The 14,122-nt window shown below is 48.9% G+C and carries 15 protein-coding genes and 3 pseudogenes; 12 read left to right on the forward strand and 6 right to left on the reverse strand.

The features are described 5' to 3' along the window. The first annotated feature begins 73 nt into the window (after window positions 1–73). Genes queC through QSJ10_RS04415 form a run of 5 tightly spaced genes read left to right on the forward strand, consistent with a single transcriptional unit; the run spans window position 74 to window position 3,200 of the window. Window positions 74–745, forward strand: coding sequence for a 7-cyano-7-deazaguanine synthase QueC (queC, locus tag QSJ10_RS04395; RefSeq protein ID WP_053532241.1), 672 nt, complete (start codon window positions 74–76; stop codon window positions 743–745). Next, window positions 742–1,179, forward strand: coding sequence for a 6-carboxytetrahydropterin synthase QueD (gene queD / locus QSJ10_RS04400; protein ID WP_033015875.1), 438 nt, complete (start codon window positions 742–744; stop codon window positions 1,177–1,179). Before queC ends, queD begins: the two co-directional genes overlap by 4 nt. Beyond that, window positions 1,179–1,913: a 7-carboxy-7-deazaguanine synthase QueE gene (queE, locus tag QSJ10_RS04405; protein ID WP_033015876.1), complete on the forward strand. Its 735-nt coding sequence runs from the start codon at window positions 1,179–1,181 to the stop codon at window positions 1,911–1,913. Before queD ends, queE begins: the two co-directional genes overlap by 1 nt. Window positions 1,914–1,965: 52 nt before the next feature. Continuing rightward, a complete protein-coding gene (gene queF / locus QSJ10_RS04410; protein WP_025948364.1) occupies window positions 1,966–2,463 on the forward strand; it encodes a preQ(1) synthase in 498 nt (165 codons plus the stop codon). Between the two features lie 53 nt (window positions 2,464–2,516). After that, entirely contained in the window at window positions 2,517–3,200 is a 684-nt protein-coding gene (locus tag QSJ10_RS04415) for an NAD(P)H-binding protein (RefSeq protein WP_033015878.1), read from the forward strand. Window positions 3,201–3,232: 32 nt separating this feature from the next. Here the strand turns inward: QSJ10_RS04415 and QSJ10_RS04420 are convergent, their stop codons facing one another. From QSJ10_RS04420 to ykzS, 3 genes are all read right to left on the reverse strand, one after another. Next, window positions 3,233–3,412 (reverse strand): YkvS family protein, encoded by a 180-nt coding sequence (locus QSJ10_RS04420; RefSeq protein ID WP_033005507.1) that lies wholly within the window; start codon window positions 3,410–3,412, stop codon window positions 3,233–3,235. 231 nt (window positions 3,413–3,643) lie between these two features. After that, window positions 3,644–4,228, reverse strand: coding sequence for a cell wall hydrolase (locus QSJ10_RS04425; RefSeq protein ID WP_033015879.1), 585 nt, complete (start codon window positions 4,226–4,228; stop codon window positions 3,644–3,646). 194 nt (window positions 4,229–4,422) lie between these two features. Then, window positions 4,423–4,617, reverse strand: coding sequence for a protein YkzS (gene ykzS, locus QSJ10_RS04430; protein WP_033015881.1), 195 nt, complete (start codon window positions 4,615–4,617; stop codon window positions 4,423–4,425). A 171-nt stretch (window positions 4,618–4,788) separates the two neighbouring features. On the opposite strand from ykzS, the gene QSJ10_RS04435 reads away from it, so the two are divergent. The 4 genes and pseudogenes from QSJ10_RS04435 to QSJ10_RS04450 form a co-directional block, all read left to right on the forward strand. Then, entirely contained in the window at window positions 4,789–5,451 is a 663-nt protein-coding gene (locus QSJ10_RS04435; protein WP_053532240.1) for a hypothetical protein, read from the forward strand. A gap of 253 nt (window positions 5,452–5,704) precedes the next feature. Then, window positions 5,705–5,809: pseudogene (locus QSJ10_RS04440) on the forward strand (SDR family NAD(P)-dependent oxidoreductase); the annotation flags it as partial. A gap of 83 nt (window positions 5,810–5,892) precedes the next feature. Then, window positions 5,893–6,138 carry a YueH family protein gene (locus QSJ10_RS04445; RefSeq protein ID WP_033010762.1) on the forward strand — a complete coding sequence of 82 codons (246 nt, stop codon included), beginning with the start codon at window positions 5,893–5,895 and terminating at the stop codon, window positions 6,136–6,138. A 292-nt stretch (window positions 6,139–6,430) separates the two neighbouring features. Beyond that, window positions 6,431–6,742: pseudogene (locus QSJ10_RS04450) on the forward strand (ATP-binding protein); the annotation flags it as partial. Between the two features lie 57 nt (window positions 6,743–6,799). On the opposite strand, the gene QSJ10_RS04455 reads toward QSJ10_RS04450, so the two are convergent. Next, window positions 6,800–6,928: a hypothetical protein gene (locus QSJ10_RS04455; protein WP_255350130.1), complete on the reverse strand. Its 129-nt coding sequence runs from the start codon at window positions 6,926–6,928 to the stop codon at window positions 6,800–6,802. Between the two features lie 238 nt (window positions 6,929–7,166). Between QSJ10_RS04455 and QSJ10_RS15545 the strand changes: the two are divergent. Then, window positions 7,167–8,357, forward strand: a pseudogene (locus QSJ10_RS15545) (ISL3 family transposase). Between the two features lie 266 nt (window positions 8,358–8,623). Here QSJ10_RS15545 and QSJ10_RS04470 read toward each other — a convergent pair. Together QSJ10_RS04470 and QSJ10_RS04475 are read right to left on the reverse strand one after the other, a co-directional pair. After that, on the reverse strand, window positions 8,624–9,757 hold the full coding sequence (locus tag QSJ10_RS04470) for an IS4-like element IS5377 family transposase (protein ID WP_086558357.1): 1,134 nt from the start codon (window positions 9,755–9,757) through the stop codon (window positions 8,624–8,626). Between the two features lie 205 nt (window positions 9,758–9,962). Then, the gene (locus QSJ10_RS04475; RefSeq protein ID WP_076611637.1) at window positions 9,963–11,411 is read right to left on the reverse strand and encodes an IS66-like element ISBst12 family transposase; all 1,449 of its coding nucleotides are present in this window, start codon (window positions 11,409–11,411) and stop codon (window positions 9,963–9,965) included. 120 nt (window positions 11,412–11,531) lie between these two features. Here QSJ10_RS04475 and QSJ10_RS04480 point away from each other — a divergent pair, with 120 nt between their 5' ends. Next, the gene (locus QSJ10_RS04480) at window positions 11,532–12,716 is read left to right on the forward strand and encodes an RNA-guided endonuclease InsQ/TnpB family protein (protein ID WP_033017188.1); all 1,185 of its coding nucleotides are present in this window, start codon (window positions 11,532–11,534) and stop codon (window positions 12,714–12,716) included. 360 nt (window positions 12,717–13,076) lie between these two features. Next, a protein-coding gene (locus QSJ10_RS04485) for an IS630-like element ISBs2 family transposase (RefSeq protein WP_289493458.1) occupies window positions 13,077–14,070 on the forward strand; the annotation gives its coding sequence in 2 pieces (ribosomal slippage) (window positions 13,077–13,580 and window positions 13,582–14,070; 993 coding nt in all). Window positions 14,071–14,122: the final 52 nt, after the last annotated feature.

Genomic DNA, 14,122 nt, shown 5'->3' on the forward strand with positions numbered 1-14,122 from the left:
TGTATCCTAGGGGTATGGCCTTTTTTGTTTTGGAAACCTCTTCTTCTGCTGATTCAGAAGGAGGTTGATTGTGATGAAGATGAAGGAAGAAAAGGCGGTTGTCGTCTTCAGCGGCGGCCAAGACAGCACGACGTGTTTGGTTTGGGCGAAAGAGCAGTTTGGGGAAGTGGAAGCGGTGACGTTTGACTATGGGCAGCGTCATCGCCGCGAAATTGAAGTCGCTCAGGCAATTGCCGCTGAGCTTGGCGTTCGCCATACGGTGCTCGATATGTCGCTGCTTGGGCAATTGGCGCCGAACGCCTTGACGCGTGATGATATCGCCATCGAACAAAAGGAAGGCGGGCTGCCGACGACGTTTGTGGACGGGCGCAATTTGTTGTTTTTATCATTCGCCGCGGTGTTTGCCAAACAACGGGGCGCGCGCCATCTCGTCACCGGAGTGTGCGAAACAGATTTCAGCGGCTATCCGGACTGCCGCGATGTGTTTATCAAATCATTGAACGTCACGCTGAATTTAGCGATGGATTACGAATTTGTCATTCATACGCCGCTCATGTGGCTGACGAAAGCGGAGACGTGGAAGCTCGCGGATGAGCTCGGGGCGCTCGAGTTCATTCGCACGAAGACGCTGACGTGCTATAACGGCATCATCGCCGACGGCTGCGGCGAATGTCCAGCATGCGTGCTGCGCAAGCGCGGATTGGATGACTATTTGCGGGAAAAAGCGGGGGTGGAAGCACAATGATGCATCAGCTCTATCCTCAAGTTTGGCACGATTACCGGTATGAGTTGAACAAAGATATGCACATCGCCGCCGCCCATTTCATCCCGCACGAAGCAGCCGGAAGCTGCGCAAACGTGCACGGCCACACGTACATCGTCAATGTGACGGTCGCCGGCGATGAGCTTGATGAGAGCGGTTTTTTAGTCAACTTTCAAACGTTAAAACAGCTCGTTCATCGCAAGCTGGACCATACGCTGCTCAACGACCATAGCGATTGGTTTGACGGTCATGACCCGAATCGGTTTCCGACGTCGGAAGTGGTGGCGCGCACGATTTATGAAACGATTCAGCGCTATTTGGATACGCTGCCGCACAAGCCGAAATGTTTGCAAGTGTTTGTCCGCGAAACGTCGACAAGTTATGTCGTCTACCGGCCGAAAGCGGGGGACCGGTAATGGCGCGCACGATTCCGGTGTTGGAGATTTTTGGTCCGACCATCCAAGGAGAGGGAATGGTGATCGGCCAAAAGACGATGTTCGTCCGCACAGCCGGCTGCGATTATCGCTGCCGCTGGTGCGATTCGGCGTTTACGTGGGACGGATCAGCGAAAGACGAGATCGAGCAGTTGACGGCAGACGACATTTGGCGGCGGCTTGAAGCCATGGGCGGCCGCCGCTTCCGCCACGTGACGATTTCAGGCGGCAACCCGCTTCTCATTGCCGCTCTTGGAGAGCTTGTCGCCCTTCTTCACGAAAAAGGGGTGCGCGTTGCGGTTGAAACGCAAGGGAGCCGCTGGCAAGACTGGCTGCTCGATGTAGACGATGTCACCATTTCCCCAAAACCGCCAAGTTCGGGGATGGACACCGACTGGTCGGCGCTCGATCAAATCATGGAACGGCTGCAGGCTGACCAAAGCCGGGTGCGGCGCATCAGCTTGAAAGTCGTCGTCTTTGATGACACCGATTTGGCGTATGCGAAAGAGGTGCACTGCCGCTACCCAGGTGTTCCGTTTTATTTGCAGACAGGAAACGCCGATGTGGCCGATTCAGATGTGGATGCACTCCGCGCGAAGCTTCTCCATCGGTTGGAATGGCTGGTGGAACGAGCCGCCGATTCGGAGGAGCTGGCCGACGTCCACATCCTGCCGCAGCTGCACACGCTTCTTTGGGGAAACAAGCGCGGCGTGTAAAGCGGGGTGCGGCGATTCGCCCGGCAATGAATAATGAGGGAGGAATGAAGGAATGGCAGGAAGAAAAGAGGAAGAATTGAAAGACTTGACGCTGCTTGGCCATCAAGGGACAACGTATTCGTTTACGTACAACCCCAATCTGCTTGAAGTGTTTGACAACAAACATCCTGACCGGGATTATTTCGTGAAGTTCAATTGTCCGGAGTTCACCTCGCTATGTCCCAAAACCGGCCAGCCGGACTTCGCGACGATTTACATCAGCTACATCCCGGACAAAAAATGCGTCGAAAGCAAATCGTTGAAGCTGTATTTGTTCAGCTTCCGCAATCATGGCGACTTTCACGAAGACTGCGTCAACATCATTATGAACGATTTGATTAAAGTCATGGAACCGCGCTATATCGAAGTGTGGGGCAAATTCACCCCGCGCGGCGGCATTTCCATCGATCCGTACTGCAACTGGGGGCGCCCGGGGACGAAATACGAAAAAATGGCGGAATATCGGCTGCTCAACCACGACTTGTATCCAGAAAAAGTCGACAACCGCTAGAGATGAAAAAAGAGGTAGTTTTTTCGCGCCAACTCCTATATAATGGACAATGAATGTTTGCCTTGGAGGTTTTGGCGTTGGAGCGAAGAACAGCTCTTTTGCTTGGGGCGAGCGGCTTGGTCGGCGGGGAACTGCTCAAGTTGCTGCTTGAGTCGGATTTGTACCGGCAAGTGACCATTTTTGTCCGCACCCCGCTGCCGATTAAACATGAAAAACTGCAGCAAGTCGTCGTCGATTTTGCGCGGCTTGAATCGTATGAGCGGCATTTTTATGTCGATGATGTGTTTTGCTGCCTCGGAACGACGCGGAAAAAGGCGAAAACGAAGCAGCAGTTCATTCAAGTTGACTATGAATATACGCTGCGCGCGGCGGCGTTGGCGGAAAAGTGCCGCGTGAAAAGCTTTTTGACCGTCTCTTCGGTTGGCGCCAACCCGTGTTCGCCGTTTTTTTACCAGCGCGTCAAAGGAGAGGTGGAAGAGGCGTTGCAGCGGCTTTCCATCCCATCGCTTCATATTTTCCGTCCATCGTTGCTCGTCGGCAAGCGTCGGGAGTTCCGCCTTGGCGAGATGCTCGCCGGGTGGCTGTTATGCCGGCTGCCGTTTTTGTTCGTCGGCAAATGGAAAAAATATAAGCCGGTTGACGCCCATCAGCTTGCATTGGCGATGTTTTACCGGGCGGCGTCCGCAGCGAACGGCGTCCACATCTATGAATGTGATGAACTCGCCTGCATTTCGTAAACAAAAAAGAGGCTCTTGACGGCCTCTTTTTTCTATTCAATAATCTTATAATTTTTATGGTTGACCACCGTCCGCTCTTGCAAATCAAGCTCGCGGTAGTTTTTCATATATGTCAAATCGACGATGACCGAGTTTTCGTTCACTTTTTCCACGATGCCGCGCAATCCATTTTTAAATTCAATAATGTCCCCGACTTTTGCTTTTTTCACCATTCTATCATTCCCCTTTTTAAACCGAATATAGTCGTCGGCGGCTAAAACGGGCGTGATCGGCCGAAAAGGCGGCCGGCTGGTGCGCCCTGGCCGTTGTGCCCGCTCTTTATAAAAAGGAGCAGGCGCTTTTTTACTAGTTTGCCTTATTTTTATGCACAAGTAAAGGGGTTTCTTTCCTAAAATCTGATATTTAAAAAAAAAAAGGGGGCGAAGCCGTCCCCTTGTTTTCGTCTACTTGGCAAACACATGGTTGCCGATGACGACCGTCACCGGACGGGAGCGCAGCCATTTGCTTTTCGCCGTTTTCGGATTGTAGAAATAGAGCGAGCCGTTTCCTAAACCGCGAAAAGCAAGTGCTTCTTCAACGGCGCGATATGATTCACGGTCAGCGGGTTCATTGATCGTTCCGTTTGCGACCGGCGTGAATGCATAACGGCCGCCAGAGCGCTCATAAATAACAGCGCGGATCGTATCCGGAAAATCCGGATGGTCGACGCGGTTGAGTACGACCGTTGCCACGGCTACTTTCCCGGCGTACGGCTCCCCTTTCGCCTCGGCATGGACGAGGCGAGCGAGCAAGTCTTTTTCCGCCGCTGTAATGCCTGCGTTCGGGATGATCAGTTTTTCGCCAGGATACAGCCGATCGTCTTTTCTATTTTTTTGCATCAGCTGTTTGAGCGGCACGCCGTATTGCTTCGCGATTTTCCAAAGCGTGTCGCCGCGCTTGACAGTGTGGATGGTTGCCGCATCGGCATGGCCGGCACAGAAAAACATTCCGCACAACACCGCCATCACCCATGCTTTTCCTTTTTTCATCCTGATCCCTCCTCTCGTAAACTCGCTACTAGAGTAACAAGGATGGGAAGATGATTCATTATCGAAATAATGGAAAAAGTGCGCGAAGCATTGAAATGACTAGTTTCATAGGAGGAATGGAAATTTCTCCGCAAGCCAAAACATCCGGCTTTCGGGGCGGAAAGCCGGATGTGAAGCCGCAAAGACGGGAACGTTCAGCTGCGCGGAACATCTGTATAGTGATAAATAATGTGACCGCCGCGCTGGGCGATGCCGCGAAATCGTTTAAAATCGGGCTGTTTGACAAGCACGGCGCGAAAAACAGGGAAGTCTTCTTTTTTCACCAGCAGTTCGGAGATGATTCCGTTGCGCAAATCATGGATTTGTTTGGCCGCCAACGTTTCATCCATCTGATTCCCTCCCAACGTCCATGTGAGGTTGCTGCTGTTATTTATCATAGCGCAACCGGCGTTTAGGATAAATACCTATATTTTGGCCGGGCAAACACCCTTTGCTTGTGCCGACATACAATATGGATGGGTACGCGCCCCGACAACTATGAGCGAGAAAGGGAGAGGACAATGAATCATTGGGACCCTCATATGAATGATCCGTTTCTGAACGCCTCAAACCAAGGCGATAAGGCCGAGCGAATGGACAATAATGCACCGCCCGTGGCGCCGCTGCCGACCGCACCAGCGGCAATGCCGACAGCGTATTATTCGCCGGTGACTCCTTATGGCTACTGGTGTCCGCCGGCTGTGCCGATGGCTCCTTTGGTCAGTCCGGCCCACCTTGACAGTCCGGACGAATTTGACAGCCCGGACAGCTCTGATATGATGCCCCCGGCGCCGCCGCTGGGCTTGGGAGCAGTGCCGAATGTGGCTCCGACCTTCGCCTGGCCGGTAGGAGGGGAAGAAAATGCACCGCCGCTGCCCGATGACGGTGGCGTTGCTCCATACGATATGGCAGCTCCGTATGAAGGGGGGGGAGCTCCTGTTGCCGGTATGACGCCCGGCGTCGTTCCTAGTGCGATGCCGATCATGGGTGTCACGCTCGGTGTTGCCCCTAGCATCGCCCCCGGCGCTGTTCCGTATCCTCCGATGTACTATCCGCCGGCTGCGCCGCTGCCATACGCCCCGGCGGCACCGTACGGTTATCCTGCTGCACCGCTGCCGCCGTATTACGGTGGGGTAGCTCCATATGCGCCCGGCCTTCCGGCGCCGTACGGCCCATATCGGTAAACCGTCAAAAAGACCGCTTCCACGCGGTCTTTTTTTATGTTCCACGGGGGACGGGCCCAGCATAGAGGCTCACCGGCTTGCCAGACGGCCGCTTCCCGTACAGGCGCCAGCATCAACCGCATTGTTCCAAACGCTCCCTTATGGCGGCATATATGTGTTCCCATTGCTGTCAATGGTATAATAAGGAACGTAGTTTTTCCCTCAAGAGAGGGAGGAAAAGACGAGGTTGGAGAAAAGAAAGGAGAAGAGGCAAATGGGCATGGAGCGGAAAACAGTGATTGTCACCGGCGGAGCGAACGGCATCGGCAAGGCGGTCTCCGCGATGTTTGCCAAACAAGGTGCGAATGTGGCCATCGTGGATCGGGATGTCAAAAAAGGGGAGGCGTTTGCTAAAATAAATGAATATGGAGAACGGCTTTGCAGCAAAGGTGGGAGGCAATGATGAAAATCCGCAAAACGCCGATCATGGACGGGCAAGCCCCGGTCAACGTATATATTTATGAAAACCGGAAAGAGGAATACATCGTTCTAGCCATTCCGGCGCTTGAATGGTCGTTTTCGTTTTCCTATGGGGAAGAGGCCGGAGCGGTAACCGAGCGGCTCGAGGCGTCGCTGCAAAAGCGGCTTGACCATGAACGTGCTGCCGCGTTGACCGCTCAGTTGCTTGCATGGGCGCGAGAAATGTAACTGGGCGGCCGCTTGTGACTTTGCATGTTAGGAGCTCGATGGTGAAGTGTTTAACTTCCCTCCGAAAGAAGTCTCCTACTTCTAAACGTGAAGGTGCGCCAGCACCAGTGAAAGTGGGAGATGAATTTCGGTTGGCGTTAGCCAACGAATAAGATAGAATATGGCTAGAACGGACACCTTCGGAACGAAGGGAAGCGTAAAGGGTTCTTGTGTGTGGCTTACCGTTCAGCGAACACACACAAGTCGCTTGAAGCCCCCACCTCTAAGCGAAGCGTAGGTGGTGGGTAGTTCACACGTAATGAAAAACGCCATTGAAGCAATGCCTCGCGGCGGGAGTTTATACGTCCGCGTTTCCGAAGCGGGAGGAACGGTTTATTTGGATATTGCCGACACAGGCATTGGCATTTCCAAAGAGCGCCTGCAAAAAATCGGCGAACCGTTTTTTACGTTGAAAGAAAAAGGGATGGGGCTCGGGATGACAACAAGCATGAAAATTATCCAGGAACATAAAGGGACAATGCAGATCGAGAGCGAAGTCGGAAAAGGGACGATTGTCCATTTGACGCTGCCGTCCGGCTATGCGGCCGACGCCGCAAGCGGCTGACAAAAGAGGCTGCTCCGACCAAACGTGTCCGCGCCCAAGGCGCGGACACGTTCTTGGTTATGAGCGGTTTTTTTTCGCTTGCTTGGCGGTGTCAACGCTGTCTTTGGCCATTTCCGCCTCTGTTTTCGAGACGGTCGGGTTGGCCACTTCTTGGCTTACTTTGTTTTGTCTCCCTTTTTTCGACATGCTTCCCCCTCTTTTCTTCCCATCGGTCACCGCCGGCCGTACATGCGCAAAATGCCATTTAACAACCCATACGCCGCAAGTCCCCCGCCTCTAAGCGAAGCGTAGGCGGGGGATACGCGGCGTCTTTTTTTACTGGTTCATCACCAAATTTTGTGATTTAGTGACAAAAAAGAGAAAGCACTGACGAGATCCTGGCCATAATGTTAGCGGTGAAATAAACATTAGGGAGGTCTCGTAAGTGCTTTCTATATCACTAGGATTGCCAGAATTTAAAGTGATTAAACACGAACTTCTTTCCTATGGTTATGCGATTCATGTAGAGAAAACAGAGACACAGGAACGTTGCCCTCATTGTGGGTTTGCCACTTCCTCTGTCCACGACAGACGGACAAGAAAAGTACGGGATTTGGCGATTTTCCATCAACCGGTGTACTTGTTCGTAAAGGTAAAGCGCTATCGGTGTTGGAATTGTTCCCAAGTGTTTTCTGCCTCTTTGGAATCGATTCCACCCAATCAACACTACACCAATCGATTTTGTGAGTACTTGTATGAACTTTGCGAAGGCTCCACCATTCAAGAAGTCAGCCGAAAGCACCGTATCCCATATACGACATTGGAACGCATTTATTACTCCATCGCATCGAAAAAAGCAAAAGAGCGCTAAGCAGCGATGGAGGCCTCTTCTCCAAAAGGGATGGTGCTTAGCTTAGATGAAATCGCGGTAAAAAAGGGACATCAGTATGAAACTGTATTGATGGATGCCAGAGCCGGATCGGTCATGGGAATGCATGCCGATCGCCAATGTAACTCCGCCGTTAACTTGTTGAGCCAAAATGGACTGTCGAAAGAAATGGTCCAAACGGTGATTCTTGACATGTGGGAACCTTATCATAAGGCGGTTCGCGCCCTGTTTCCATCTGCTTCGATTGTCATCGATAAGTACCATGTGGTTCAAAAAGTGACACAAGCCTTGGATCAAGCAAGAAAGGAATTTTCTCCATTGAAAAAGGCTCGATATCTTCTCTTAAAAGGCTGTGAAAAGCTTCGTAAGGACCAACGGCTTCGATTAGACGATATCTTGGAGGAGTATCCGGTACTTTCCATTGCTTATTATCTGAAAGAGTTGTTTCGGGATTTTTACCGAACCGATGGATATAACGAAGCAAAGGAACGCTTAGAAGAATGGATTGGGTTAGCCAAACAGAGCCCTTTTGCTTCTTTTCAGGAAGCAGCCAACACGCTTGAAAGGTGGAAGGAGCCTATTCTTTCCTACTTTTTGTGCCCATATACGAATGCCCGAATCTAGGGGACGAATCACAAGATCAAAAACATCAAACGCCGGGCATATGGCTATCGAAATCTAGAACGGTTTCGTTTGCGTGTATTTCTGGAGTGTACAGGGAACACTACAGGTAGTCAGGCTGCCTAAGCGCTCCCTTCTTCCGCTATCGGTATGATAGTTGGTAGAATGGAACCCGTCAAGGAAAGCACTTGACTGTTTCCATTCTACCAACTTCGTGGTCTGTATGCGGAAGAAGGATCCTGACTGATGAACCTATTTCATCCAGCTAACATGTTTCTGGGATTGAGTGAAAATCACAGAAAATGGTGAAGACCCTTTTTACTTTTGATCAAAAAAAAGTAAAAAAATGGGAGAATCGATGAAAAAAGAATATAGATTTTCACGAGTGTTGATTATCCAAAATTATACATACGCCTTCCATAAATTTGGGCATACTCAAACAAAGCAGCGGCCATCCCGGATTTCCAATCGAGAGGAAGCTGCCCAGAGAAAAAACGGCGAACGAACGAAATGAAGGAAAGAGAGACGTTCGTCTGTTTTTTGGTTTGATCATACAGCCATCGCAGCAACACATACGCGATGAACGCCGCAAACAGTTGGTTGTATACCGCATTTTCCGTCGTGCCAAACAAGGTCGGGACATTCAGATATTGCTTCACCCAACGGAAAAAGACCTCAACAGCCCAACGTTGTTGGTACATGTCGGCAATGGTTTCCGCAGACGCATGGAAGAGGTTCGTCACGACCCGAATGTCGCGGCCATTCGCATCTCGAAAGATCACCACCCGGTGACGCTTGGTGGAGCGGCATTGTTTCGTTCCCAACTGGCACGTGAAGTCGGTTTGAACCGATGAGGATGTGCTGGAAAGGCGGTTCAAGCTTTTTTTCTGATGAAGTTCGATGTTGTCCTTCATCCGAATGACAAAGAGCTGATGCTGCTCCACAAATCGATCGAGGCGTTCGATTTTGAAATACGCCCGGTCTTCCACGAGCACTTGTTGAGCGTTCGTCAACTGTTCTCCCACTGGGCCATCGTGACGCAGTCCGGTCGTTTCCACCACGTCTGCCGGCAACGAGAATTCCGGCGAATACGCGACGTGCAGCTTCACTCCGGCGCGTTCGCCGTGATACGGCGCCCATGGGAGGCGGTTTTTCCCGACCGTGACGGTCGTCGAATCCACCACCCGAAGCGGTTTGGGAAACCGAAGCGAACGGCGGGTTTGGCGGTTGCACTTGGAAATGATCAACGCCAACAAGCGTTTCATGATGTCATAGGGAACTTCTTTCGCTTTCTTGGATACTGTGGAATAATGGAATCGCGGCAATCCATACAGAGGCCCCACATCGGCTCCGTGGCGAAAGCTTTTCCATTGATGCATGGCGGCCAGCAGGAAGAAGTGAATCAACTCGCGCAACGTAAAGGTTCGAGACGAATCACGATACCCAACCGCTTCGGCAATCAGTTGAATCTCTTCATCCGAAACAAGTTTTTGCATCAAATTCGGGAGTGTGGTATGCTTGTTCATAGAGAGCACCTCCTGGGTTTGTTTGTGTTGCTACTCACATTCTACAGGAAAGGTGCTCTTTTTTCTATACCCTTTGGATTTTATTGGATAATCAACACGCCTGATAGATTTTCGATTATTCATATTTTATATGTAACTATTCACCCCAGTGCTAGTGTATAAAAAAGCCCAGCACAAATAGGGCATTTCGGTCATAGAAAATGCCCTAGGTAGCGGAAAGAACTCGATCGATCGTTTCGCCTGCCAACAGAAGACATAACGAATCCCACACGTTTTTTTCGTGTTTCGTCAGTGTGGAAACGATGCTTCTTGCGATGCAAAACGACTGCGCGAATGTTTCTTCGCGAAATGTACCCGAAATGTTCTCTTTGACTTTAACCATGCGAAGATCGCGTTCGGCTTGGTTGTTGTCAAAGGGAACATGTACTTCACGTAAGAAACGCAGCGCTTCTTCCTTTCGTTTTTGAAGGCGTCGAACAAAAGCGAGTGCTTTTTTCGGAAGAGGCGTCATCGTTTCTAATCGGTGTTGTGCTCTTTCTAGGATGCGATCATACACTCGTTCCCACCGTCTCGCTTCTTCTTCGGAAAGTGCACCGTGATGGGCTTCGACGGCTTGCTTGGCGGCTAACAGAAACGTGGTCATGCGCATCGCCCACGTATGCCCCTGTTCGATGAATCCTTTTAACTCACGCAAATGGTGGGCATGACAAAGGGCATGGGTGGCATGTGTGTATTTCGGATACGTACCGAACGCATCGTGCATCATCGTCCCTTCATATCGGGGAAGAATCCCGATCTCATCGGTCGCTTTTTTTCCACGAGAAGCGTGAGGAGCCAAGTATGTATATCTCGATGTACACGCGACATGCACCCATGCGAGTTTCCCATTGATGCGCAAACTCGTTTCATCGACATGCAGGATGTTGGATTCAAGTAAGGCGTCTTCGATGATGTCCATATTTGATTCCAGCGCTTCGCGTCCTCGTTTCACCATATTGGCAAGGGTTCCTGTACTAATCGAGTGTTGATATAACGCTTCGATTGTATCACTTAAACGCTTGTACGGGATCAATTGGATATGATGTAAATAAACAACGAGCGCCGTGAGCCGTGGACCGTATTGCACATGATTCGTGACATGGGATGGGAATTCGGCTTGTTGCACGCATCGACAATGTGGACACGATTTCACTTCACGTTCATGTTGTGTCACCTCGATCGCCACAGGAGGGACATCAAACACTTGACGGATATCGACTTTGAACGGTTTGACTTCACGCAAAGAAGCTCCACATCCTTGACACGTATGCACACGGTGGACGACACGATGATGTGGATGTTCCACTTGACGGAGCGTCTTCCCCTCATGTCCCTCTTGCCCACCAGGCTTTTTGCCAGACGGCTCGCGGGAGGAACGCTTTTTCTCAAAACGGTCAGAAGATGGGGGCAAATGGCTATTGGAGCTGTTTTTTTTCGTGCGTGCTTCCAGCTCTTGAACACGGTACTTCAGTTGTTCATTTTCTTTGCGTAGCTGTTTGTTTTCGTGACGCAAATGTTCATTTTCTTGAATGAGTTGATGAATGAGCTGTTTTTGTTGTTGAACTTTGCCGATTAAGCTCTCAACTGTAAATACAGCTTGTTGTACCGTCAACATGCGATTCACCTCCTTGTCTATCAATATTCACATCATAGACAAGGAAAGAAGAAAATATTCAGCTCACTTTATGATGTGGCTGAATAGTTACTTTTATATTATAAGTAAGGAGGTGAAAGGATGTATCGAACGGTCAAAATACCTTTTCAAACATCAAAAAAAGATATCGATCGATTATTCGAATGCAACCGAATATCGGCTCAAATTTGGAATGACTGTTTAGTCATTGCCAAAAACTATGCATTAAAGAATAATGGAAAATGGATCAACCAAACCGAACTTCAAAAACAAACGAAGGGCAAATACCCGATCCATAGCCAAAGCATTCAAGCCGTATGCCATAAATATTTGAACGCCAGAGACAGCGCCAAAAAAGCCAAACAAAAAGGGCTAGATAACAAATATCCGTACAAACAGAAAAAATATTTCAACACGAAATGGGCAAATAACGGATTTATCATTCACCCAAATGGGACCATTGAACTGAAAATGGGTCGCTGGGAAAGAAAAAACCAACCTCCTATTGTAGTGAAAATCGATAAAGAACAAATTCCAAACGGCACTGTCAAAGAAATCGAACTCATTTTTGATGCGAAACATTGGAAACTCATGCTTTGCCTCAGTTATGAAAACGGTGAACAACCAACTACTAAAAAAGAAGGAACTATCGCTGCCGGTGATCCTGGCGAAATTCACGCCATTAGTGCCGTCAGCGAAAACGGAAGCAGCATCATCATCACCGGTAGGAAAATAAGAAGCATTCATCGCCTTCGAAATAAAAAAATAGCAGAACTGCAAAAAAAGATGTCCAAATGTAAAAAAGGTTCGCGTAAATGGAAAAAATATAACCGCGCGAAGCAATATATTTTATCGAAAAGCGAAGCGCAATTAAAAGACTGCTTGCATAAAACGACCAAACAATTGGTCGATTGGTGTTTGGAACAAAACGTCAAACATTTCATGATAGGCGATGTCGAAGGCGTCCAGCGCAACAAAAAGAAAAAGCGATCCAAATTGGTGAACCAAAAATTATCGAACTGGTGTTTTGGCAAACTCTACGACTATTTGAAATACAAACTAGAAGCTAAAGGCATCACTTTTGAAAAAGTGGATGAATCGTATACCACGCAAACATGTCCTGTTTGCGGGAAGAAGAAAAAACCTTCTTCTAGAAATTTTATTTGTGCTTGTGGTTATTCTCAGCATCGGGATGTCCATTCGGCATGCAATATTCTTACAAAACACTTATATGGAGAATTCCGACCGATGAAAATAACGAACCACAAGTATCTACGGATCGCGTAAGCGAGAAGTAGTAGATGGTGAGTTCCCACCCTTCATGCTTTGGCATGATGTTGCTTGCTATTTCTTTCTGTTGTGTTTCCGTGCTTGGTCACGAGATACACGGGAAACCCGGTGTATCGTGAAACACCTGGAAAGAAAAAGGCAAGAAACCCCCACTTCAACGCCTACAGGCGTAAGTGGGGGAGGTTCATCTCCTCGCTATGTTTGGTCGGAATTTGATGGCGGGCCTGGTCGATCAACACAACACCAGCATGCGGCACATAGCGGCGAAATATGGTGATATATATAAATTGAAATAAAGGTTTTCTCCCGTTCCACGGCGAATAAATAAAAGAGAAAATAGGGGAACGGAGAGAAAATATGATGCCAAATCACAAAGACGAGATCGAAAAGTTGTCCACTGCCATGAAAGAAGCAAAAAGTAAACGAGCATATGAACGCTACCAAGCGATTTATCTTCATTTGCAGGGATATACCAAAGGAGAAATCGCAACGATTATTGGTCGATCCAAGAAAACTATTTATAACTATATTCATGCCTACGCCCAGCGCGGTCTTGATGGACTGGAGATGAAATACTCACCTGGCGCCCCACGTCGATTGACCCCTGAGCAGGAAAAAGAGCTGGCTTTGATCATTGAACATCAGCTCCCCGTAGATGTGGGATTCGAAGCAAAATATAATTGGACGCTTGCGATAATCGCTGAACTCATTCAACAAAAGTGGGGGCCAACATACACGCTTCGCGGAACAAGTGACATTCTGCATCGGTTAGGGCTAAGCTATACGAAACCGACCTATACACTAGCCAATGCCGATGAAGAGAAACAAAAAGAATTCGTCGAAATCACCTTCCCTGAAGTAAAAAAAACTGGTAGATGGGAACATCGCCCATGTCCTCTTTCAAGATGAGTCGATGATTCGTGATTACCAAGCGATTCAAAAAACATGGTTTGTCAAAGGAAAACAACGAATCATTCCGACGTTTGGAAAACATCAAGGGCTGAAGCTGATTGGCACGTTGAACTACGAAACAGGGGAAGTGTTTTGCATCGAAGAAGAACGCTATGACGCGGAAACATTTCTTCGATTTCTTCAACTTGTGTTAGAACGCTATCCCACAGGCAAAATAGTGATGATTTTAGATAACGCTCGAATTCACCATGCCAAACTCATTCAGCCATTTTTAAAAGAACACGAAGATCGGTTAGAGCTCGTCTTTTTGCCACCATACAGTCCGCAATTGAACTTGATTGAAGGGCTATGGAAATGGCTGAAATCAGACGTGATTTACAACGTGTTCTATTCGAGTGTGCAAGAAATTAGAAAGAATGTCCAAGCCTTTATTCAGTGAATCAACCAGAAACCAGAACAAACGATCGATCGTTTGTGTGTTCAGTTGTAAA

Origin of the sequence: Geobacillus stearothermophilus ATCC 12980, from assembly GCF_030369615.1 — a bacterium.
GTDB lineage: Bacteria > Bacillota > Bacilli > Bacillales > Anoxybacillaceae > Geobacillus > Geobacillus stearothermophilus.

Coding starts and splice junctions, on each gene's coding strand:
- QSJ10_RS04470 (WP_086558357.1), bottom strand. CDS start 9,757: ATGAACAAGCATACCACACTCCCGAATTTGATGCAAAAACTTGTTTCG.
- QSJ10_RS04445 (WP_033010762.1), top strand. CDS start 5,893: ATGAAAATCCGCAAAACGCCGATCATGGACGGGCAAGCCCCGGTCAAC.
- ykzS (WP_033015881.1), bottom strand. CDS start 4,617: ATGGATGAAACGTTGGCGGCCAAACAAATCCATGATTTGCGCAACGGA.
- QSJ10_RS04455 (WP_255350130.1), bottom strand. CDS start 6,928: ATGTCGAAAAAAGGGAGACAAAACAAAGTAAGCCAAGAAGTGGCCAAC.
- queF (WP_025948364.1), top strand. CDS start 1,966: ATGGCAGGAAGAAAAGAGGAAGAATTGAAAGACTTGACGCTGCTTGGC.
- QSJ10_RS04425 (WP_033015879.1), bottom strand. CDS start 4,228: ATGAAAAAAGGAAAAGCATGGGTGATGGCGGTGTTGTGCGGAATGTTT.
- QSJ10_RS04415 (WP_033015878.1), top strand. CDS start 2,517: ATGTTTGCCTTGGAGGTTTTGGCGTTGGAGCGAAGAACAGCTCTTTTG.
- QSJ10_RS04435 (WP_053532240.1), top strand. CDS start 4,789: ATGAATCATTGGGACCCTCATATGAATGATCCGTTTCTGAACGCCTCA.
- queD (WP_033015875.1), top strand. CDS start 742: ATGATGCATCAGCTCTATCCTCAAGTTTGGCACGATTACCGGTATGAG.
- queE (WP_033015876.1), top strand. CDS start 1,179: ATGGCGCGCACGATTCCGGTGTTGGAGATTTTTGGTCCGACCATCCAA.
- queC (WP_053532241.1), top strand. CDS start 74: ATGAAGATGAAGGAAGAAAAGGCGGTTGTCGTCTTCAGCGGCGGCCAA.
- QSJ10_RS04475 (WP_076611637.1), bottom strand. CDS start 11,411: ATGTTGACGGTACAACAAGCTGTATTTACAGTTGAGAGCTTAATCGGC.
- QSJ10_RS04420 (WP_033005507.1), bottom strand. CDS start 3,412: ATGGTGAAAAAAGCAAAAGTCGGGGACATTATTGAATTTAAAAATGGA.
- QSJ10_RS04480 (WP_033017188.1), top strand. CDS start 11,532: ATGTATCGAACGGTCAAAATACCTTTTCAAACATCAAAAAAAGATATC.